Annotated in this window: 17 protein-coding genes; 8 read left to right on the top strand and 9 right to left on the bottom strand. The window is 57.2% G+C overall.

Annotation, left to right across the window (positions count from 1 at the left end):
* Positions 1 to 2 precede the first annotated feature (2 nt).
* The 8 genes from hfq to dusB form a co-directional block, all read right to left on the bottom strand.
* Positions 3 to 236, bottom strand: coding sequence for an RNA chaperone Hfq (hfq, locus tag Q1B15_RS11400; RefSeq protein WP_299753858.1), 234 nt, complete (start codon positions 234 to 236; stop codon positions 3 to 5).
* A 134-nt stretch (positions 237 to 370) separates the two neighbouring features.
* Positions 371 to 1,870, bottom strand: coding sequence for a potassium transporter TrkG (locus Q1B15_RS11405; protein ID WP_366141712.1), 1,500 nt, complete (start codon positions 1,868 to 1,870; stop codon positions 371 to 373).
* Between the two features lie 17 nt (positions 1,871 to 1,887).
* Complete coding sequence (gene trkA / locus Q1B15_RS11410) at positions 1,888 to 3,264, bottom strand: Trk system potassium transporter TrkA (protein WP_299753860.1); 1,377 nt, start codon at positions 3,262 to 3,264, stop codon at positions 1,888 to 1,890.
* 113 nt (positions 3,265 to 3,377) lie between these two features.
* Complete coding sequence (locus Q1B15_RS11415; protein ID WP_299753861.1) at positions 3,378 to 4,796, bottom strand: sigma-54 dependent transcriptional regulator; 1,419 nt, start codon at positions 4,794 to 4,796, stop codon at positions 3,378 to 3,380.
* Positions 4,797 to 4,815: 19 nt separating this feature from the next.
* Positions 4,816 to 7,023 carry a PAS domain-containing sensor histidine kinase gene (locus Q1B15_RS11420; protein ID WP_299753923.1) on the bottom strand — a complete coding sequence of 736 codons (2,208 nt, stop codon included), beginning with the start codon at positions 7,021 to 7,023 and terminating at the stop codon, positions 4,816 to 4,818.
* Positions 7,024 to 7,174: 151 nt separating this feature from the next.
* Positions 7,175 to 8,542: a response regulator gene (locus tag Q1B15_RS11425; RefSeq protein WP_299753862.1), complete on the bottom strand. Its 1,368-nt coding sequence runs from the start codon at positions 8,540 to 8,542 to the stop codon at positions 7,175 to 7,177.
* 37 nt (positions 8,543 to 8,579) lie between these two features.
* Positions 8,580 to 9,644, bottom strand: coding sequence for an ATP-binding protein (locus tag Q1B15_RS11430; protein ID WP_299753863.1), 1,065 nt, complete (start codon positions 9,642 to 9,644; stop codon positions 8,580 to 8,582).
* Entirely contained in the window at positions 9,641 to 10,615 is a 975-nt protein-coding gene (dusB, locus tag Q1B15_RS11435) for a tRNA dihydrouridine synthase DusB (RefSeq protein WP_299753864.1), read from the bottom strand. The genes Q1B15_RS11430 and dusB overlap by 4 nt, the downstream gene beginning before the upstream one ends.
* A 183-nt stretch (positions 10,616 to 10,798) precedes the next feature.
* On the opposite strand from dusB, the gene Q1B15_RS11440 reads away from it, so the two are divergent.
* From Q1B15_RS11440 to Q1B15_RS11455, 4 genes are all read left to right on the top strand, one after another.
* Entirely contained in the window at positions 10,799 to 11,944 is a 1,146-nt protein-coding gene (locus Q1B15_RS11440; RefSeq protein WP_299753865.1) for a bifunctional 2-C-methyl-D-erythritol 4-phosphate cytidylyltransferase/2-C-methyl-D-erythritol 2,4-cyclodiphosphate synthase, read from the top strand.
* On the top strand, positions 11,941 to 12,450 hold the full coding sequence (locus Q1B15_RS11445; protein WP_299753866.1) for a phosphatidylglycerophosphatase A: 510 nt from the start codon (positions 11,941 to 11,943) through the stop codon (positions 12,448 to 12,450). Before Q1B15_RS11440 ends, Q1B15_RS11445 begins: the two co-directional genes overlap by 4 nt.
* Positions 12,447 to 12,914, top strand: coding sequence for a CinA family protein (locus tag Q1B15_RS11450; RefSeq protein ID WP_299753867.1), 468 nt, complete (start codon positions 12,447 to 12,449; stop codon positions 12,912 to 12,914). The genes Q1B15_RS11445 and Q1B15_RS11450 overlap by 4 nt, the downstream gene beginning before the upstream one ends.
* A gap of 156 nt (positions 12,915 to 13,070) precedes the next feature.
* Positions 13,071 to 14,252 (top strand): ammonium transporter, encoded by a 1,182-nt coding sequence (locus tag Q1B15_RS11455; RefSeq protein WP_299753868.1) that lies wholly within the window; start codon positions 13,071 to 13,073, stop codon positions 14,250 to 14,252.
* A 42-nt stretch (positions 14,253 to 14,294) separates the two neighbouring features.
* Here Q1B15_RS11455 and Q1B15_RS11460 read toward each other — a convergent pair whose 3' ends face one another.
* The gene (locus Q1B15_RS11460) at positions 14,295 to 14,741 is read right to left on the bottom strand and encodes a type II toxin-antitoxin system RatA family toxin (RefSeq protein ID WP_299753869.1); all 447 of its coding nucleotides are present in this window, start codon (positions 14,739 to 14,741) and stop codon (positions 14,295 to 14,297) included.
* A 128-nt stretch (positions 14,742 to 14,869) separates the two neighbouring features.
* Here Q1B15_RS11460 and hpt point away from each other — a divergent pair, with 128 nt between their 5' ends.
* From hpt to Q1B15_RS11480, 4 genes are all read left to right on the top strand, one after another.
* A complete protein-coding gene (gene hpt / locus Q1B15_RS11465) occupies positions 14,870 to 15,376 on the top strand; it encodes a hypoxanthine phosphoribosyltransferase (RefSeq protein ID WP_299753924.1) in 507 nt (168 codons plus the stop codon).
* Between the two features lie 140 nt (positions 15,377 to 15,516).
* On the top strand, positions 15,517 to 16,365 hold the full coding sequence (locus tag Q1B15_RS11470) for a hypothetical protein (RefSeq protein WP_299753870.1): 849 nt from the start codon (positions 15,517 to 15,519) through the stop codon (positions 16,363 to 16,365).
* Positions 16,366 to 16,503: 138 nt separating this feature from the next.
* Positions 16,504 to 16,974 (top strand): cytochrome c, encoded by a 471-nt coding sequence (locus Q1B15_RS11475; RefSeq protein WP_299753871.1) that lies wholly within the window; start codon positions 16,504 to 16,506, stop codon positions 16,972 to 16,974.
* 62 nt (positions 16,975 to 17,036) lie between these two features.
* Positions 17,037 to 17,909, top strand: a complete 873-nt coding sequence (locus Q1B15_RS11480; RefSeq protein WP_299753872.1) for a cytochrome c — start codon at positions 17,037 to 17,039, stop codon at positions 17,907 to 17,909.

A 17,909-nucleotide genomic window follows, 5' to 3' on the forward strand; every position in this document is an offset into this window, starting at 1 on the left:
GCTTATTCTTCGCCGTCATACAGGCTAATTGGCTGTGCGGGCATAATCGTGGAGATTGCGTGTTTATATACAAGCTGGGACTGACCATCCCGGCGCAGTAAAACACAAAAGTTATCAAACCATGTAATCACGCCCTGAAGTTTGACGCCATTGATAAGAAAGATGGTAACCGGAACCTTGGTCTTTCTGACATGGTTCAGAAATGCATCCTGCAAATTCTGTCTATCCGAAGCCATGAGATTTATTGCCTTTTTTCTTGCAAACGTTCGAGCGCCATCGAGACGCCAAGTTAGAGAACCCACTATGGATCGCATCCAAAAGACTTGCTAGCCCAAAAGAATATTTCGAACCGCCTAAATTCTAAGCAGGGTTAACGCCAGAATTCCGGGTTCAACAGGGCGATAATTGCCAGGGTCTCCAAGCGGCCAAGCACCATGGCTGCCGCTATAATGGCCTTGGCGCCAGGGGCTAATGCGATCAGATCAATCGGCTTGTCGGCGGCAACATCGACCAATGGTCCGGTTGTGGACAGACCTGCGATCGTCAACACAAGAGCTTCTTCAAACGTGAGACCGAAAAACGCCAGGGCCGTCGATATCGTGGCGATCGACAACGCGAATAGCATGAAAAACACCCAAGCCACATAGGCGCCCTCCCGTCGAAAACGACGTGCGACCTGCCCCGAACCGCCAACCGAAGACGGTGAGACCAGCTTATCCATCTCGCGTTGGCCGTGCTTCACAAGGGCATAAACCCGAAGAAGCTTTACGCCGCCCGCAGTCGTCGCAACGCCGCCGCCGAAAACCGCCAGCCCCATAAGCACAAGTCCAGCCGCGTCCAGCCCCGACCAGGCGCGGGCCTCACCCCAAGCCGAGCTTTCAAATCCCGTGGTCGTCAGGAATGACGCCACGGTGAACACCGCGCCCCAAATCCCGACGATCCCTTCAATTACCGTCACGTCCGAGCCGTCTTCGATCGTCGCCAGCCAATGACGCAAAAATAAAAGTGCGGGCAAAATAGCAATCAGTGAAATCCCCAGCCGCAGTTCAGGATCCCGGATCAACGCGGGCCAGCCATCCTGCCTGCCATCCGAGGTAAATGTCAGGCGCGACAGGGCGAACACCAGAAATATTAAAATCAGAAATTCACCGCCATATCCCGAAGTTGCCCCCGCGACGCCCCCCTCAATGGGTGAAATACCGGACGTCGACAGCGTCGCCATCGCGTGGCAGATCGCCACGAGCGGCGTATCTCCGGCAAGCATCAAAGCCACCCAAAGAACGGCCGTCAGCCCGCCATAGATCGGCGCAAGGCGCGCGGCAAACCGCGCCAGACGCTCCGAGGATCCTCCGATATGATCAAGGCGAACCACTCCGCCCTTCTGATCCCGACTAGATTCAGTCGCCGCAACAACTTCGAAACCGGCCAGGTTCAGTGGTGCGAAAACTGCAATTGCTGCGACCCACATGAAAAATCCACCAAGCCAGCCGACCAATGCACGCCAAAGGTGGACACTTGGCGGCAAGCGATCAGCCTCAAACAGCGTCAAACCCGTCGTGGTCAAGCTCGACACCATTTCGATGTAAGCATTGCCAAAAGTCGTATCCGTCACAACCTCGCTGAACGGCACCGCCAACATCGCAGGCAACGCCGCGAAAAGTGCGAATAGCGAGATCAGATGGCTGCGTCCTTGCCGTCGAATATTGTAGTTCGATGTGCCCAAGGCAATCATCGTAAACAGGAACAAAAACATGACGCAGGAATATAAAAATGCCCGCGCCGTCACCAGATCACGGGTCACATAGGCATGAACCGCGGGCACCAACATCGCCAAAGCGCCCAAGCCAACCAACAGGACGATCAGCGGCAATCGCGTTGCCCAAAGCATCAGAAGAAGTCGATCGAGACCTGAAACAGCCGCTCGACCTCCGGAACGTCAGACGCCATCGTAAAGACCACAATCACATCGCCTTCTTCGATCCGCGTGGTTCCGGTGGGCTTCACGACCTTTTCGCCTTTCATTACGGCCCCAACCAATACACCTTCGGGAAAGTCGATCTCGCGAATTAGTTTTCCCGACAAAGGGGATGTCGTCAAAATTTGAGCTTCGATCACTTCGGCTTCAGCGTCTCCGATGGAATATACGCCGCGCACCCGGCCATGCCGGATGTGACGCAGGATCGAGGATACGGTCGTGCCGCGCGGGTTGATGTAGGCATCAATATGCAAGGGATCCATCAAAGGCAAAAGCGTCGGATCGTTGACCAGCGCAATCGTCAAAGGGCACCCAGCTTGCTTGGCACGCACCGATGCCAGAAGATTGGTCTTATCGTCGTCCGTAACTGCCAGCACAGCGTCCGCCCGCCCTACGCCAGCCTCTTCCAACAGCTCGGTGCTTAGACCGTCGCCGTTTAGAACAATCGTCCGCTCCAAAGCGTCTGCGGCCCGTTCCGCGCAGTCGCGGTCGCGCTCAATGATCTTGACACGAAGCCGCTCGGCCCGGCCTTCAAGCGCGCTGGCAACAGCAAGCCCAACATTCCCGCCCCCGATGATCACGATCCGTTCCTGCCGGCGCACGACCTTGCCAAATATCTCGAACGTCCGCTTCACGTCCTGGACATGACTGATTACGTATATCTGGTCATGAGCAAAAAGCTGATCGCCGGGTTCAGGGGCAAACAAGCGGCCGTTGCGGCGCACACCTACGACAATCGCCCGCAGCGTTGAAAACAAATCCGTCAATTGTCGCAAGGGCGTGTCCAGCACCGGACAATCTTCGTCCAGCAAAATCCCAAGAAGCTGCGCCTTGCCGTCGAGAAACAACTCGGTGTCAAACGCAGCAGGCGCCGAAAGCCGCCGCAATGCCGCCTCAGCAACCTCACGCTCGGGACTTATAACCACATCAATCGGCATGTGATCGCGCCGGTACAGATCAGAGTAAATCGCTGTCAGATAGCTTTGAGCCCGCAGCCGCGCGATTTTGCGCGGCACATCAAACACTGAATGAGCTACCTGGCAGGTCACCATATTGACCTCATCAGAGTGCGTCGCAGCAATGATCATATCCGCATCGCGCGCCCCCGCCCGCTCAAGAATATCCGGATAACTCGCGTGTCCGGCAATACCCTGCACATCCAGTGCATCCGTGACGCGGCGCACAAGATCAGCATTGTAGTCGACGACCGTCACGTCATTGCGCTCACCAGACAGATGGCGTGCAATTTGCCAGCCAACCTGACCCGCTCCGCAGATGATAACCTTCATATCTGCCCCTCGGCCGACGTTGTGGCGATCTTGGTGACACGGTGTTGCCCCGCAATCAAGAGATCGCCTTGTACAATGAAACCGCTCATTTCAGCGCGCGCTGCCTGAATGGATCACGCGTCCTCTTCCGCGTCTTCGACGACAGTCGCAAACCGAGCCCCTGCGCGGTTCGACGTGACCACATTCAAGGACTTCAATTTACGGTGTAACGCCGAACGCTCCATGCCGACGAAACCTGCAGTACGGCTGATGTTGCCGCCGAACCGGTTGATCTGCGTAAGAAGATACTCCCGCTCGAACATCTCGCGCGCTTCCCGCAGAGGCAAGGTCGCTAGACTGCCCGAAAGCACAACGCGGTTCTCGTCGGTTTCTTCAACTTCATTGCTGGTTCCGGGAATTTCGGACGCAGAAATATCGCCCTTGTCAGACCCAAGGATCAGCACGCGCTCGATAACATTCTTCAACTGCCGAACATTTCCAGGCCACGAAATCGTCTGAAGCATTGCAATCGCATCGTCAGACAGCGCACGCAGTGGCATCCCTTGCGACTTGTTGAAACTCGCGATGAAGAAATTCGCCAATTCCGGGATATCCTCACGGCGCTCAGCAAGCGATGGCACATCAATCGGCACGACGTTCAGACGATGGAACAACTCTTGACGGAACGTGCCGTTTTCGACCTCACCCTCAAGGCTGCGCGTTGTCGACGAAATCACCCGCAAATCAACCCGCACCAAGTCACCGCCACCGACGCGCTGAAATTTTTGCTCGGTCAGGACTCGCAGGATCTTCGACTGCGTCCCAAGCGGCATATCCGCAATCTCATCAAAGAAGATGATACCGCCGTGCGCTTGCTCCAAAAGACCGGGCTCAATTCCACGGCCGGTGCCTTCACGGCCAAACAGAACTTCTTCCATCCGGTCGGGTTCGATCGAAGCCGAATTGACCGTCACAAACGGCCCCTCGGCGCGGTTGGAATTGGCATGAATGAACCGCGCTGCAATCTCTTTGCCAGCCCCCGCAGGCCCCGTCAGCATCACTCGTCCGTTGGACTTAGTGACCTTGTCCAACTGCGCTTTCAAAGTGCGATAAGACTGACTTGAGCCGACCATATCTGTGGTTGTGACGTCCTTGCGGCGCAGGTCAGTATTTTCACGTCTCAGACGTGATGTCTCCATTGCGCGCGTTACGACCACCATCAACTGATCGATATTAAAGGGCTTTTCGATGAAGTCGTATGCCCCCTGCTTGATCGCCGCGACGGCAATCTCGATGTTTCCATGACCCGAAATGATGATCACCGGCACATCCGGGTTGTCGCGCCGCACCGCTTTCAGGATATCAATCCCGTCCATCTCGCTGTCCTTCAGCCAGATATCGAGCACCATCAACGACGGTGCTTCCTTGTTCATTTCTGACATCGCCTCCTCCGATGTCCCCGCAAGCCGCGTCGTAAAGCCTTCGTCTTTCAGGATATCGGAAATCAACTCGCGAATATCACGCTCGTCATCCACTATGAGAATATCGCCCATCAATGCCTCCTTGATTTTATCATTCAGCGACCGCCAGGTCGCCGGCTTTTTCCTGCGCTGCCGAAAGCGGCAACACGATTTTTGCAGCCGCGCCGATCTGGCCCGACTGGTCCAACGAAGCCGCGTCAACCAATGCCAACGTGCCTCCATGTTCTTCGATAATCTTCTTCACAATCGGCAACCCAAGCCCGGTGCCTTTCTCGCGCGTCGTCGCATAAGGCTCAAACAAAAAGGAGCGATCGTCGGGAAGTCCGATACCGTTGTCGCTGATCGTGATATGAGCAGCTCCATCCCTGACCTCCATCTCCAGATGAACCCGCCCTTGAAATCCATCAGGGAAACCCTTCTTTTCTCCAAGCGTTTCAATTGCTTCACCGGCATTCTTAATAATGTTTGTCAATGCCTGCCCGATCATTGTCGAATCCAAATCGGCAAGGACCGGCGCGTCAGGAAGATCAGACGTCAAAGACACGCCTTCAATTGCGTCCTCCTGCAGCAACATGGCGTCCGCGACGAGTTTCCTCAGGTCATGGATCGACTTTTCAGGCTCCGGCATCCGCGCAAATTTCGAGAACTCATCCACAATCCGGCGCAGATCATTCGTCTGACGCACAATCACGTCGGTCAAATTCTCAAGCAGCGCCGCGTCTTCACCGGCGCTTGGGACGAACTTTCGACGAATACGTTCGGCCGACAGTTGTATTGGCGTCAACGGGTTCTTGATCTCATGCGCAATCCGACGCGCCACATCCCCCCAAGCCGCCATGCGCTGCGCGGTAACAAGATCGGTGACATCGTCAAAGGCGATCACGTATCCGGCGTCTTCGCTCTCGGTGGTACGTCGTTCGGCGATGCGGACAAGCAGCGTTTCAGCGACGCCCCTCCGTGATATGCGTACTTCTTCCTGTGCGGTTTCGCGGCCACTGGCGCGCAGCTCTTCCAGCAAAGACACAAACTCTGGCACAATCACATGCAAAGGCGCCTCAATTTCGGTGGGTGCGTCCGTGCGCAGGATGCGTTCCGCTGAACGGTTAATGAAGCTAACGCGCCCTTCCGCATCCAGCCCGATCACGCCTGCAGTCACTGACGAAAGCACGGAGTCAAACAGGCGGCGTCGCTCCTCAATCTGACGGTTCGTGTTTAGCAAAGCGTCGCGTTGTCCCTTCAGTTGACGTGTCATCTGGTTGAATAAGCGCCCCACCATGGCGATCTCATCTTCGCCCTGTTCCTCGGGAATCTGAACATCCAAATCACCCGCACCGACGCGCTGCGCCGCCCCTGCAAGCCGCCCGACGGGTCGCGATAATCGTTCTGCAAACCACAACCCCAGCCAGATTGCCGCCAGAATCAGAATCACCGCAAATCCAAGATACAAAAGGCCAAACTCAAAGACGACACGCCCGCGCTCGGCCTCAAGCTGCGTATAAAGTTGCGCTGTTTCCTCGGCTTCATCCAAAAGCCCAAGAATGCGGCCATCCACATCCCGGCTGACGTAAAGATAGCGGTCCGGGAACGCAGTAAGACGCAAAAGGGCGCGGAACTCGTTCGTCGCCAAATCCTCGATAATGACCGTCTGCCCATCCCGTGCCGATACTATGTCCAGGCTTGTTGGCTCCTCAAAGTCAAAAAGATACGATCGCTCGCCGCGGGTGCGGATATCGCCTGTACCATCAATGACAAAGGCCTCCCGCAAGCCTCTCTGGATTTGCCCCTGCCCTTGCCCAAGAAGCTGGCGCAACTCTGCATCAGACACAAAGACCGAGCGTGTCCGCGCCGCGTTCAGGAAGCGCGCCAAAACATTTGCGTCTTCACCAAGATCGCGCCTCTGATCTTCCTGATAGGCCTCCGCCGCCGCCAAGGATGCCCCCACTACGCCCCTAACCCGATCCGAAAACCAGCCCTCAAGGCCGATGTTGATCGTTAAACCGGCGAACACAGCGACTGTTACGGTTGGAATAAGCGCGATGATCGCGAACACGCCGGTCAGGCGCAGGTGCAGGCGAGAACCAGCCGATTTTGCGCGCCGCGCTGCTATCATCGTAGCGATCCGCGAAAAGACCAACGCCGCGACAAGCAGCACATAGACAAGGTCGACTAGCAAAACGAGCCGCAATGAAAGGGCCGAAGACGTGCGGTCTAGCGGCCCCAAAACCATGAAAGTCGCCAGCGCCAGGACCGGGCCCAAAACCACAACGCCAAGGGTCGCCGCATTTTGAACACGTCGCATCCGTCTGAGACGGATCAGTTTTTGCCAAGTTAATGCCCGTGCGCGCCCCGCCACCCGGACCCTCCATATAATGTGCCACGCTGAGTGGCGACCGCTCTATATTGGCGACGCTTTATCCACAGTTACGGATTGGCCACTCTCTGTTGCGGTTTTACATCAATTTGCGCCTCCGTGTCACGCGAATATCGAGGTCTGTGATCTTCTTTCGGAGAGTATTGCGGTTGATGCCAAGTAAATCGGCACATTTCGCCTGATTTCCGCCCGTCGCGTCTAATGCAATCGCGAGCAACGGAAGTTCAACTTCCCGCAGAATCCGCTGGTAAAGACCTGGTGGCGGCAATTGCCCGCCGTGAAGATCAAAATACCGCCGCAGATGCTTTTCGATCGACGCTGAAAGCTTTTCGCTGTTGCCACCTCCGGTCAGCGGCTCAATCGCCGGCTGATTTCCAAGAACAACTTCGACTTCTGCCCGTCCGATCTCCTCTTCGCCACCGGTGATCGACAGACGGCGGATCGTATTCTCTAACTGCCGCACGTTGCCCGGCCAGGAGTAGGCGCGCACAAGCTCCAAACCTTGCGGTGTAAACTTTCGCGATGGCAGACCATCCCGTTCGGCGCGGGCAAAGAAGTGACCTGCAAGAAGCGGAATATCTTCAACCCGTTCGCGCAATGACGGCACCGCAAGTGAAACACCACCAAGCCGGTAATAAAGGTCCGACCGAAACATTCCCTGATCCAGCTTTAACGCTAGGTCCGCCTGACTGGTCGCCATGATCCGGGGGGCATTGTCGGTGAAGCTGTCCAGCATCCGGACAATGCGCGCCTGCGCATCCTCATTCAGATCGCCAACCTCGTCGAACAAAAGAGTGCCATTGCGAACCCGCGAAATCAAAGCCGCAGGCCCCTCCATCTGCGCTAGGTCGCTGCCACTGGCGACAACAAACGGCAACGTACGCCGGTCAGATAAATCATGGATCGCCCGCGCGATCAAAGACTTGCCAGTGCCGCTTTCACCGGTGATCAAAATCGGCAAATCAGCATTCATAACCCGCGCGACCAAGCGATAGATTGCCTGCATCCCAGGCGTGCGCCCAACCAAAGGCAAATCCTCGCCCGTATCGCGGCTGGCCTCGGTGCGCGGCGCTGGTGCGCGCCGCTTTACTTCCAGCGCGCGGGCCGCACGCTTCATCAGATCCGGCAGATCAAACGGTTTCGGCAAATAGTCATAGGCATCGGCTTCCGTCGCCTGAATGGCCGTCATAATCGTGTTTTGAGCAGAAATCACAATGACCGGCAAACCAGGGCGCTGCTCAGCAATCAGCGGCAACTGATCAAGCCCATTGCCATCCGGCATCATCACATCCGAGATTACCAGATCGCCTTTGCCCTCTTCGACCCAGCGCATCAGCGTCACCAAAGACGATGTCGCGTGTACTTTGCAGCCAGCGCGCGTCAAAGCTTGCGTTAGAACGGTTCGTATCGTTCTGTCGTCATCCGCGACCAGAATTGTGCCGTCCATTGGATAGTGCCTCCTACGTATTAAACCCTGTTACCCTTCAGTCTTCTTTCGGCGCAACAGGGAGAGATATTCTAAAAACTGTACGTCCCGGAACGCTGTCGACACTGATCCAGCCATCGTGGTCCGAGATGATTTTGCTCACCAACGCAAGGCCAAGCCCCGTACCGTTCTCACGACTCGAAATGAACGGATCGAACACATCCTGCGCAATCTCTGGTGGCAGGCCAGGCCCGTCATCAATGATCTCCACCTGAAGTGGCAGGGACCCCGTGCCGTCCTTGCGCCGCAGCCGCAGCGACATTTCGTAGAATGTGCGGATACGGATGGTGCCTTTGGTGTCTCCCGCTGCCTCAGCCGCGTTCTTCAAAAGGTTCAGAAAGACCTGAAGCATCTGGTCGCCATCAACATGGGTCGACGGCAGCGACGGATCATAATCCTCGACAATCGACATATGTGCGGCAAACCCAATCATCGCCGACTTGCGGGCGCGGTCCAGAAGATCGTGCACATTCACTGCCCGGCGTTCGGGCGGTCTTAGGTTTCCAAACTGCTCAACTTGCTCCAGCAGCTTCACGATGCGGCGGCTCTCACTGACGATCAGATCGGTCAGCTCAAGATCATCCCCCGCAAGGCCCATGCTCAAAAGCTGCGCAGCACCTGTAATGCCGGCCAGCGGGTTTTTAATCTCGTGGGCAAGCATCTCTGCCATGCCAATCGCCGAATTTGCCGACGATTTGACCGAAAATGACCGCCCTAGGCGATCCGCCAGGCCGCGCGGCTCCATAAGCACCAGCACGAAGCCGGGCATCCCCGTCATCGGAGCAATCTGCACGTTAGAGCGCACAGGCCTCGTGTTCCCTGTCCCGACATCCACGTTGTTCATAAAAAGCGACGACTGATCCTGCCGCACGCGCCGGAACGCATCATCAATCGGGGAATCAATCGCCAAAATGTCGAACAAAGGTGCGCCGCGCACCGACCGCACACTCGCGTTCAAAAAACTTTCAGCTGCCGGGTTCACTTCCGCAATCACATCGCCCGGATCGATCAGGAACGCCGGGATCGGAAGCGATAGCCACAGCATGTCGTGAAACGTGTTCATGCCGCCACCCGCGCGTCCATCGCGTCGGGAATCAACTCGCGCGCACGTTCCACGTCCGACGTCAAAAGTGCTTTTCGCAAGCCGGGGTCAGTGCCCACATGATCCATGTACCAACCCAAGTGTTTACGCACGACACGCCCGCCAAGCTGGGGCCCGTAAAATTCAACCGTGTCCTCAAAATGGCGAAGAACCATCTCTACCAAATCGCGGCCCCGCGGAATATCAGGTGCAATCCCGCGTCCAAGCGCGTGCGCAATTTCGGCAAGCCGCCATGGCGTTCCTTGCGCCCCTCGGCCTACCATCACGCCGTCCGCACCCGACGCCGCAAGGGCTGTTTTGGCGGATGTCAAATCCACGATGTCGCCATTGGCAATCACCGGGATCGACACAGCATCCTTCACCGCCCGGATCGCTGCCCAATCGGCGCGGCCTTTGTAAAACTGACAGCGTGTACGCCCGTGGATCGTCAGCATCTGCACGCCCGCCGCCTCGGCACGACGGGCAATGAAGGGTGCATTCAGACAATCGTCGTCCCAGCCAAGCCGCATTTTAAGTGTCACCGGCACTGCGACCGCGCCTACGACTGCTTCGATCAGAGACAACGCATGGTCCGGGGTCTTCATCAAAGCCGATCCCGACAAACCGCCCGTCACCTTCTTCGCGGGGCAGCCCATATTGATATCGATGATCTTCGCGCCGTTTGCCTCAACCATCCTTGCGGCCTCTGCGATCCAATACACATCGCGCCCTGCGAGCTGCACCGAGGTCGCCTGCTCGCCAAACCCAAGCTCGGCTTTCTCCCGAACGCCAGGCTTTGCCTGAACCATCTCTTGACTGGCCACCATCTCGCTCACAACAAGGCCCGCGCCAAAAGACGCAACCAGCCGGCGAAACGGCAAGTCGGTGATACCAGCCATAGGGGCTAAAAACACAGGCGGGTCGAGTGATAGGGAGCCAACGGCAATTGTCATGCTTATTCCTTGAGCAATGAGTTGTTAGATAGGCCAATTCAAAGGTAGATCCAATTTTTCGAAGGCGAAAAGCCTCGCTAATCGGCATATGCCTATTTTTTGGGCATCTATCCGGGCGAATGCGACCATTGTCACTGGCATCGCCATTGCCTAGACGAATGGAATGACACGAGAGACCCAAAATTGAGCGTTGGAGCCGTCATCGTTGCCGCCGGTCGGGGGACCCGCGCAGGCGGGGGACTTCCCAAACAATGGCGTCCTTTAGCAGGCGCAACGGTGGCGAGCCACACGCTTGCCGCCTTCACCTCACACCCGCTCATCGACAGCATCGTGATTGTGGTGCACCCAGACGACATCGCAACCGACCTCTGGCCCGCAGACACCGGCGGTGCCATCGTGGCCGGAGGCGAAACGCGCACGGCCTCCGTGCGCGCAGGCCTCGCGGCTCTTGCGGGTCGCGTCGATCACGTCCTGATCCACGACGTTGCGCGCCCTCTCATTTCGCATGCTGTCATCGACCGAGTGATTGCTGCGCTTAAAAGTAGTGATGCAGCTGCGCCCGCCATAGCCGTCACCGATGCGCTTTGGCACGGCAAGGACAACACCGTCGTGGGTACTCAGGACCGCACCGGAGTTTACCGCGCACAAACCCCGCAAGGCTTTGATCTTGCAAAGATCATCGCAGCCCACGAAACCGCAAACGCCGACGCAGCGGACGACGTTGAGATTGCACGCCTCGCCGGCATCACAGTGACAATCGTCGAGGGTGACCCTGCCAACGTTAAAATCACGGGCCCGGAAGACTTCAACCGCGCGGAACGCCTCCTGCAAGAAAGGTCCGAAACTCCCATGGATATTCGCGTCGGCAACGGCTTTGACGTCCACCGCTTCGGTTCCGGAGATCACGTGATCCTTTGTGGCGTCACCATTCCCCATTCTCGCGGCCTGCAAGGTCACTCCGACGCGGACGTCGGCCTCCACACGATCACCGACGCCATTTACGGCGCGCTCAGCGAAGGCGACATTGGCCGCCACTTCCCGCCAACCGATCCGCAATGGAAAGGGGCCGCTTCCGGGACTTTCCTCACCCACGCCGCAGACCTTGCAGCGTCCCGAGGTTTCCGAATTTCAAACATCGACTGTACGCTGATCTGCGAATTTCCTAAAATCGCCCCACACGCAGCCGATATGCAAAAAGAAGTTGCTCGCATCACAAATACCGAACCCAGTCGCATCAGCGTAAAAGCGACAACGTCAGAAAAACTTGGCTTCCCTGGCCGTGGTGAAGGGATCGCTTGCATGGCGACCGTCACCCTGATCGCGCCATGAACCGGCTCGCACTCAGCTTCTTTGGCGCCGGCTACATCCGTCCCGCACCCGGCACATGGGGCTCGCTCGCAGCCCTCCCGGCGGCGTGGCTTATCTATATGGCCGTCGGCCCCGTCGGCTTGGTGGTCGGAGCAGTCCTTCTCTATGCTTTGGGAATCTACGTTATAAACGCCGAACTTAAAGGCCAGGACGACCATGATCCATCGTGGGTCGTTATCGACGAAGTCGTCGGCCAGTGGATCGCGCTTTTGCCGGTCGCGTTCGGCGCATATCGCACAGGCATCAGCCCCCTCTTGCTTTGGCCCGGGATTGTTTCCGCTTTTTTGCTGTTTCGTCTCTTCGATATCTGGAAGCCATGGATTATCGGCAAAATCGACGCGCGCGGCGACGCTATAGGCGTAATGCTTGACGACGTGTTGGCAGGCATCTTCGCTGCAATTGTGGTTATAGGGCTCGCAGCCCTCATCCACACAGGCATTCTCGGCGATATTCCGGATCAAGAATGAAACCGGCAAACCTCATAGACCTCGCTCGCCGCAAGGGCGCAGTGATCGCCACTGCAGAAAGCTGCACCGGCGGTCTGATCTCGGGAGCCATCACCGAAATCCCCGGCTCATCGGATGTGTTTGATCGCGGTTTCGTCACCTATTCCAATGCCGCAAAAATCGAAATGCTGGGCGTTGACCCCGATACCATCAAAACATTCGGAGCCGTCAGCGAAGAAGTCGCCCAAGCGATGGCATCCGGCGCGCTACGCCACTCTGATGCGACACTCACGGTCTCTGTAACCGGCCTCGCGGGGCCCGGCGGATCAGACTACAAACCCGAAGGACGCGTGTGTTTTGCTATTGCGCAAAACGGCACAGCGCCTCACGTGGAAACCATTGACTTCGGTCCGCTCGGACGCGCCAAAGTGCGACAGTCAACGGTGAGCCACGCCCTGAACCTCCTCTCAGCCGCACTTTCCTAAAGCGCCTGCTTTTTGTGCATAGCCACCCAAAAACCGCCCAATCTGCCATCGCTTGACGTCTCGCATAAGAAATGAACGCAACTTAACCCATTTGCCGCTTTTATTTGCACGCCCATCACTGTTCCTCACCCAAAACGCATATCGGAGGGACAGATCATGGTCGGAGCCGACACCGCCTGGATAATCGTAGCCACAGCACTTGTGCTGTTCATGACATTGCCGGGCCTCGCCCTCTTTTACGGCGGCCTTGTGCGGGCGCGAAACGTACTCAGCGTCTTCATGCATTGTTACACCATCGCCTGTGCGATGTCGGTGGCATGGCTCGCTTTCGGCTACACCATCGCCTTTGGTCCTGGCGGCTCTGGACTTTGGGGCGGCCTCGACAAGATGTTCCTGAATGGCGTCACGGCCGACAGCCTCGCCGGCACCTTGCCCGAAGTGCTCTTCTTTGCCTTCCAGATGACCTTCGCCATTATAACCCCTGCCCTCATCGTCGGCGCCTACGTCGAACGCGCGAACTTCGCCTTTGTCGTCACCTTTTCCACGCTCTGGATGCTCCTGTGCTATGCGCCGGTCGTTCACTGGATATGGGGTGGCGGAATACTGTCCGACGGCGGCATTTTCGGCGAAACCGGGGTGCGCGACTTTGCAGGCGGCATCGTGGTCCATGAAACTGCAGGCCTCGCCGCGCTTGTGATCGCCGTGTTCCTCGGCGCGCGCGCCAACCAGACAACACCGCCCCATAATCCTGGCTTCGTCATGATCGGCGCGGCCATGCTTTGGGTCGGATGGTTTGGCTTTAACGGAGGCTCGCAACTTGCTGCTGACGGAGGCGCTGCAATGGCGCTGACAGTGACCCATATCTCTGCCGCAACAGCCTCCTTGACCTGGGCGCTTTGGGAGCGGATCAAATACGGAAAATCCTCCATGGTCGGCCTTGTGACCGGCACCATCGCAGGCCTCGCCTCGATCACCCCCGCCAGCGGCTTTGTGGGCCCGATCGAGGCCCTGATAATAGGCGCAATTGCGGGCATATTGTGCCAAGAGGCTGTCAAACTCATCCGCAACAAGTTGAAAATCGACGACACGCTCGATGTATTCGCAGTCCACGGCGTCGGCGGCATCTTCGGCACGATCATGATCGCCGTTCTCGGCCAAGGCACATGGGCCGCACAGCTTGGCGGCATCACAATTGTCGGCATCTACACTGTTGTTGTGACGTCGACCTTGGTCGTCATAGTCAAAGCGATCTTCGCTCTGCGCGTTGACGAAGAAACCGAAACCACAGGCCTGGATCTCGCCCAACACGGCGAGCGCGCCTACGATATGTCGTCGTAAACACGCCAAGGCCGGGGCCTCTGGTCCCGGCCGTTCAAAAGTTTATTCCCCGTACAGATCCTTCGCGCGACGCTCGAACGCACGTACAATCCGCTGCATGGCATCGTCAAAAAACAACGTCGCCGTTGATTGCAAAAATCTGTTGCGGAACGCGAAATCCACGTGAAAAAACACCTCGCACCCATCGTCAGCCTCGGTGAACTTCCAGTTCGAGATCATATGTTCAAATGGCCCGTCCAGGTATTCCGTGTCAATCCAACGGTCCTGCGGCCACAGCACGACACGACTGCCAAATCGTTCGCGAAATACTTTGAACGAGATCACAAGATCGGCCAGCATCACTTCGCTTTCGCCGACTTTCTGTATGGACCGGATCCGCGCAGCGGCCGTCCACGGCAAAAACTCCGGGTACCGCGCAACATCCGCGACAAGGTCATACATTTGTTGAGCCGAATACGGCAGGCGGCGGGTTTCTTCGTGTGTCGGCATCGCTTCGGTCTTTTATTTGGGGTCTTGATTTGGCTTCGGACTGGCCAGAGCTCGCTCCTTAAGTGTAGAGACACCGGGGACAGTCAAGAGGGGATGCGAACGTGACGCAGCAATATGTAATCGACGAAATGATTTCCGCTAAGTCTATCGCCGCCCGGATCGAGGTCCTTGCCAGCGAGATCAAAACCGCCTTCGCTGATACCGATAAGCTGGTTGTGGTCGGCCTTTTGCGGGGCTCGTTCGTCTTTATTGCCGATCTCGTGCGCGAATTGGACTTGAACGTCGAGGTCGACTTTCTCGAAGCCTCGTCCTACGGCGACAGCACTGAAAGCAGCCGTGAAGTTCGCATTCTGAAAGACTTGCGCGGCGAGATAGGTGGTCGCGATGTGCTCGTTGTCGAAGATATCGTCGATACCGGTTTCACGCTAAGCCACGTGACCCAACTTCTGGCCACGCGCGAGCCGAAACGACTTGAAACCATCGCCCTTCTCGACAAGCCATCACGGCGCGAAACCAATATCCGCGCGACCTGGACAGGATTCGAAATTCCTGACGAGTTCGTCGTCGGCTACGGCATCGACTACGCGCAACGGAACCGAAACCTGCCCTATATAGGGAAAGTTCGGTTCACATAAGCAACACTCAGACTGTGTCTGCGACGCATTTAACACATTCTTAACTACGTCAGCCGAAACTTCACCGATATGCCTGACCTCATCAGGCGACTCACCTTAGTGTCTTCTACGGGGAGGGGTATCGTTTAAGGATCGCGTTTTTGCGCCACCCCCTCGCTGTCGCCATTTTGATTTGTCTCTCGACGCCCGGCTTTGCCGAAAGCGTTGACGTGACGATCGAAGATCCGGCGATCCGTCTCGATTTCAAAGCGAATGCTTCCGTCCCCGATGCAACGCTAAAGACAAACTATCGGTTTGGCGGCGCGATCATCGAACCGCACTTGCGCCTTGGCATCTCCACTTATGACGATCGCCGCGCAGCCTACGCAAGCGCCGGGTTCGACCTGCCGTTCGGCGAAGTTGACGTCGGGCGTCCCCGCTCAATTCTTGATGCTGGTCCGCTGCCGACAGGCGCGCCGGGTGTCCCACAGACCCTGCGCCCCCTCGCTGCCGAAGCGGCGCTCAATGAGACGCTTGGCGCCGGGCTCCGAATTGCTGCCACGCAAGGTCCGGTCAGCTTTGGCACGTCTTTCCACAGCATTGAACAATCCAGCCTTTCAATCCTTGGCGTTGCCGGTCGTTACGATTTGCGGCAAATTACTGCCGTCGACAACGCGGCCGTGTATGGCGGCGCAGAATCTGATGGCGACGAACAGCGCTTTCGCCTTGGCACGGAAATGACCCGCGGCATCGCCACAGCCGGCGTCGATCTTTTTCGCACGAGTGAAGACGAGGGCCGTACCCTCAGCCAAGTCTATCTTGGTCTTGCGGTCACGCCAAGCGTATCGCTCGGCATTTCCGGCCTGCGCGATACGCTGGACGCCACCGTCACCCGATTTGGACTTGGTGCCTCTGTGGCCACCGAAGGCGGCGCTTTTTTCCAGGGCGGCGTGGATGGCGTAACAAGCGAGGATCCGGCGTTCGGCCTGTCTGTCGGCTTCGAGTTCTAAGTCAATTGCCCGCCCCTTGCCCGCAACATCAAATCATTGTGCGCCAAAGCGCAGACAATCCGCACAATTCGCGAGTTTCCTTTTTATCGCACCACACTACCTTTTAGCCAACAAACCGTTTTTCGGAGACATGTCCAAATGAAATTTCTTCTTACTCTGGCGCTTTCAGCAACAATCGCCGCAACCGCATGCACTGCATTTGCAGGTGGACACGACGGCAACCCTGCTGTGACGGCGCGCAAAGCCCATATGCAGATTTACCAACACAACCTGACAATCCTTGGCAACATGGTCCGTGGCAATGCCGACTATGACGCCGCAGCAGCGCAGGCAGCCGCCGACAATATGGTTATTCTTACCACGTTGAACCAATCCACATATTGGATTCCCGGCACCACCAATGCCGAACTTGGCGACGAGACCCGCACTCTGCCTGCAATTTTCGAATCTGGCTCGACCGCCCGCGAAATCGGGGGGCAGCTTGCTGCTGCGACGGTCGCACTTGCAGCCGTTGCAAGCGACGGCGTTGAGGCCATCGGCCCGGCACTTGGACCTGTCGGCGCAAGCTGTACGGCATGTCATCGACCCTACCGCATCTCACGCAACTAAAGACGTGATAACGTCTGGGGTGCGTGTTCGCGCGGGCCTCACAGCCAGTTAGGGTGACGACCATGAGACGTCTTTTGATCATCACCGCCTTTGGCGCAATTGCGACGCTGGCGGGCGGCCTATGGGTCACGCGGCCTCTTACTGTGGAAGCGGACACGGTTTCGGCCATAGAAGGCAACGCAGCCGCTGGTGAAATGGTGTTTGCACTTGGCTCATGTGCCTCGTGCCACACCTCACCAGATGGCGACAAAGCTGTTCTGGCTGGGGGGCGTGAATTCACCACAGATTTTGGAACCTTTGTCGCCCCGAACATCTCGCCAGATATGCTAAATGGCATCGGCAATTGGTCACAGGTCGATTTCTTCAACGCTTTGCGCCAAGGCACGTCGCCAGACGGAAAACACTATTTCCCGGCGTTTCCTTACGCATCCTATGCGCGGATGACCGACACTGATGTCGCAAACCTATGGGCCTACATCGCCACATTGCCCAGCTCGGATCAGCCGAGCCAATCGCATCGCCTGACTTTCCCCTTCAACATGCGTGCCGGAGTTGGTGTCTGGAAAGCACTCTATTTCCGCACAGCCTTTGTTCAACCCGCCAGAGACACCGAACGCGGCCGCTACCTCGCCGAAGCGATCGGCCATTGCGCCGAATGCCATACACCGCGCACAGCGCTGGGCGGACTGCAAAACAACCGCTGGATGGCAGGCGCCCCGGACCCAAGCGGCAAAGGTAAAACCCCGGGACTTTCGCCCGCACAACTGAAATGGTCAGCGGATGACATCGCCTATTATCTGGAAACCGGACTCACCCCAGATTTTGACAGCGCAGGCGGTGGTATGGCTGCCGTGATCGAAGGCACATCAAAACTGCCGCCGGAAGACCGCGCCGCAATTGCCGCCTACATCAAAGCCTTACCTGCCACCGAATAA

The organism is uncultured Boseongicola sp. (assembly GCF_937988555.1).
In the GTDB taxonomy this organism is placed as follows: Bacteria; Pseudomonadota; Alphaproteobacteria; order Rhodobacterales; family Rhodobacteraceae; genus Boseongicola.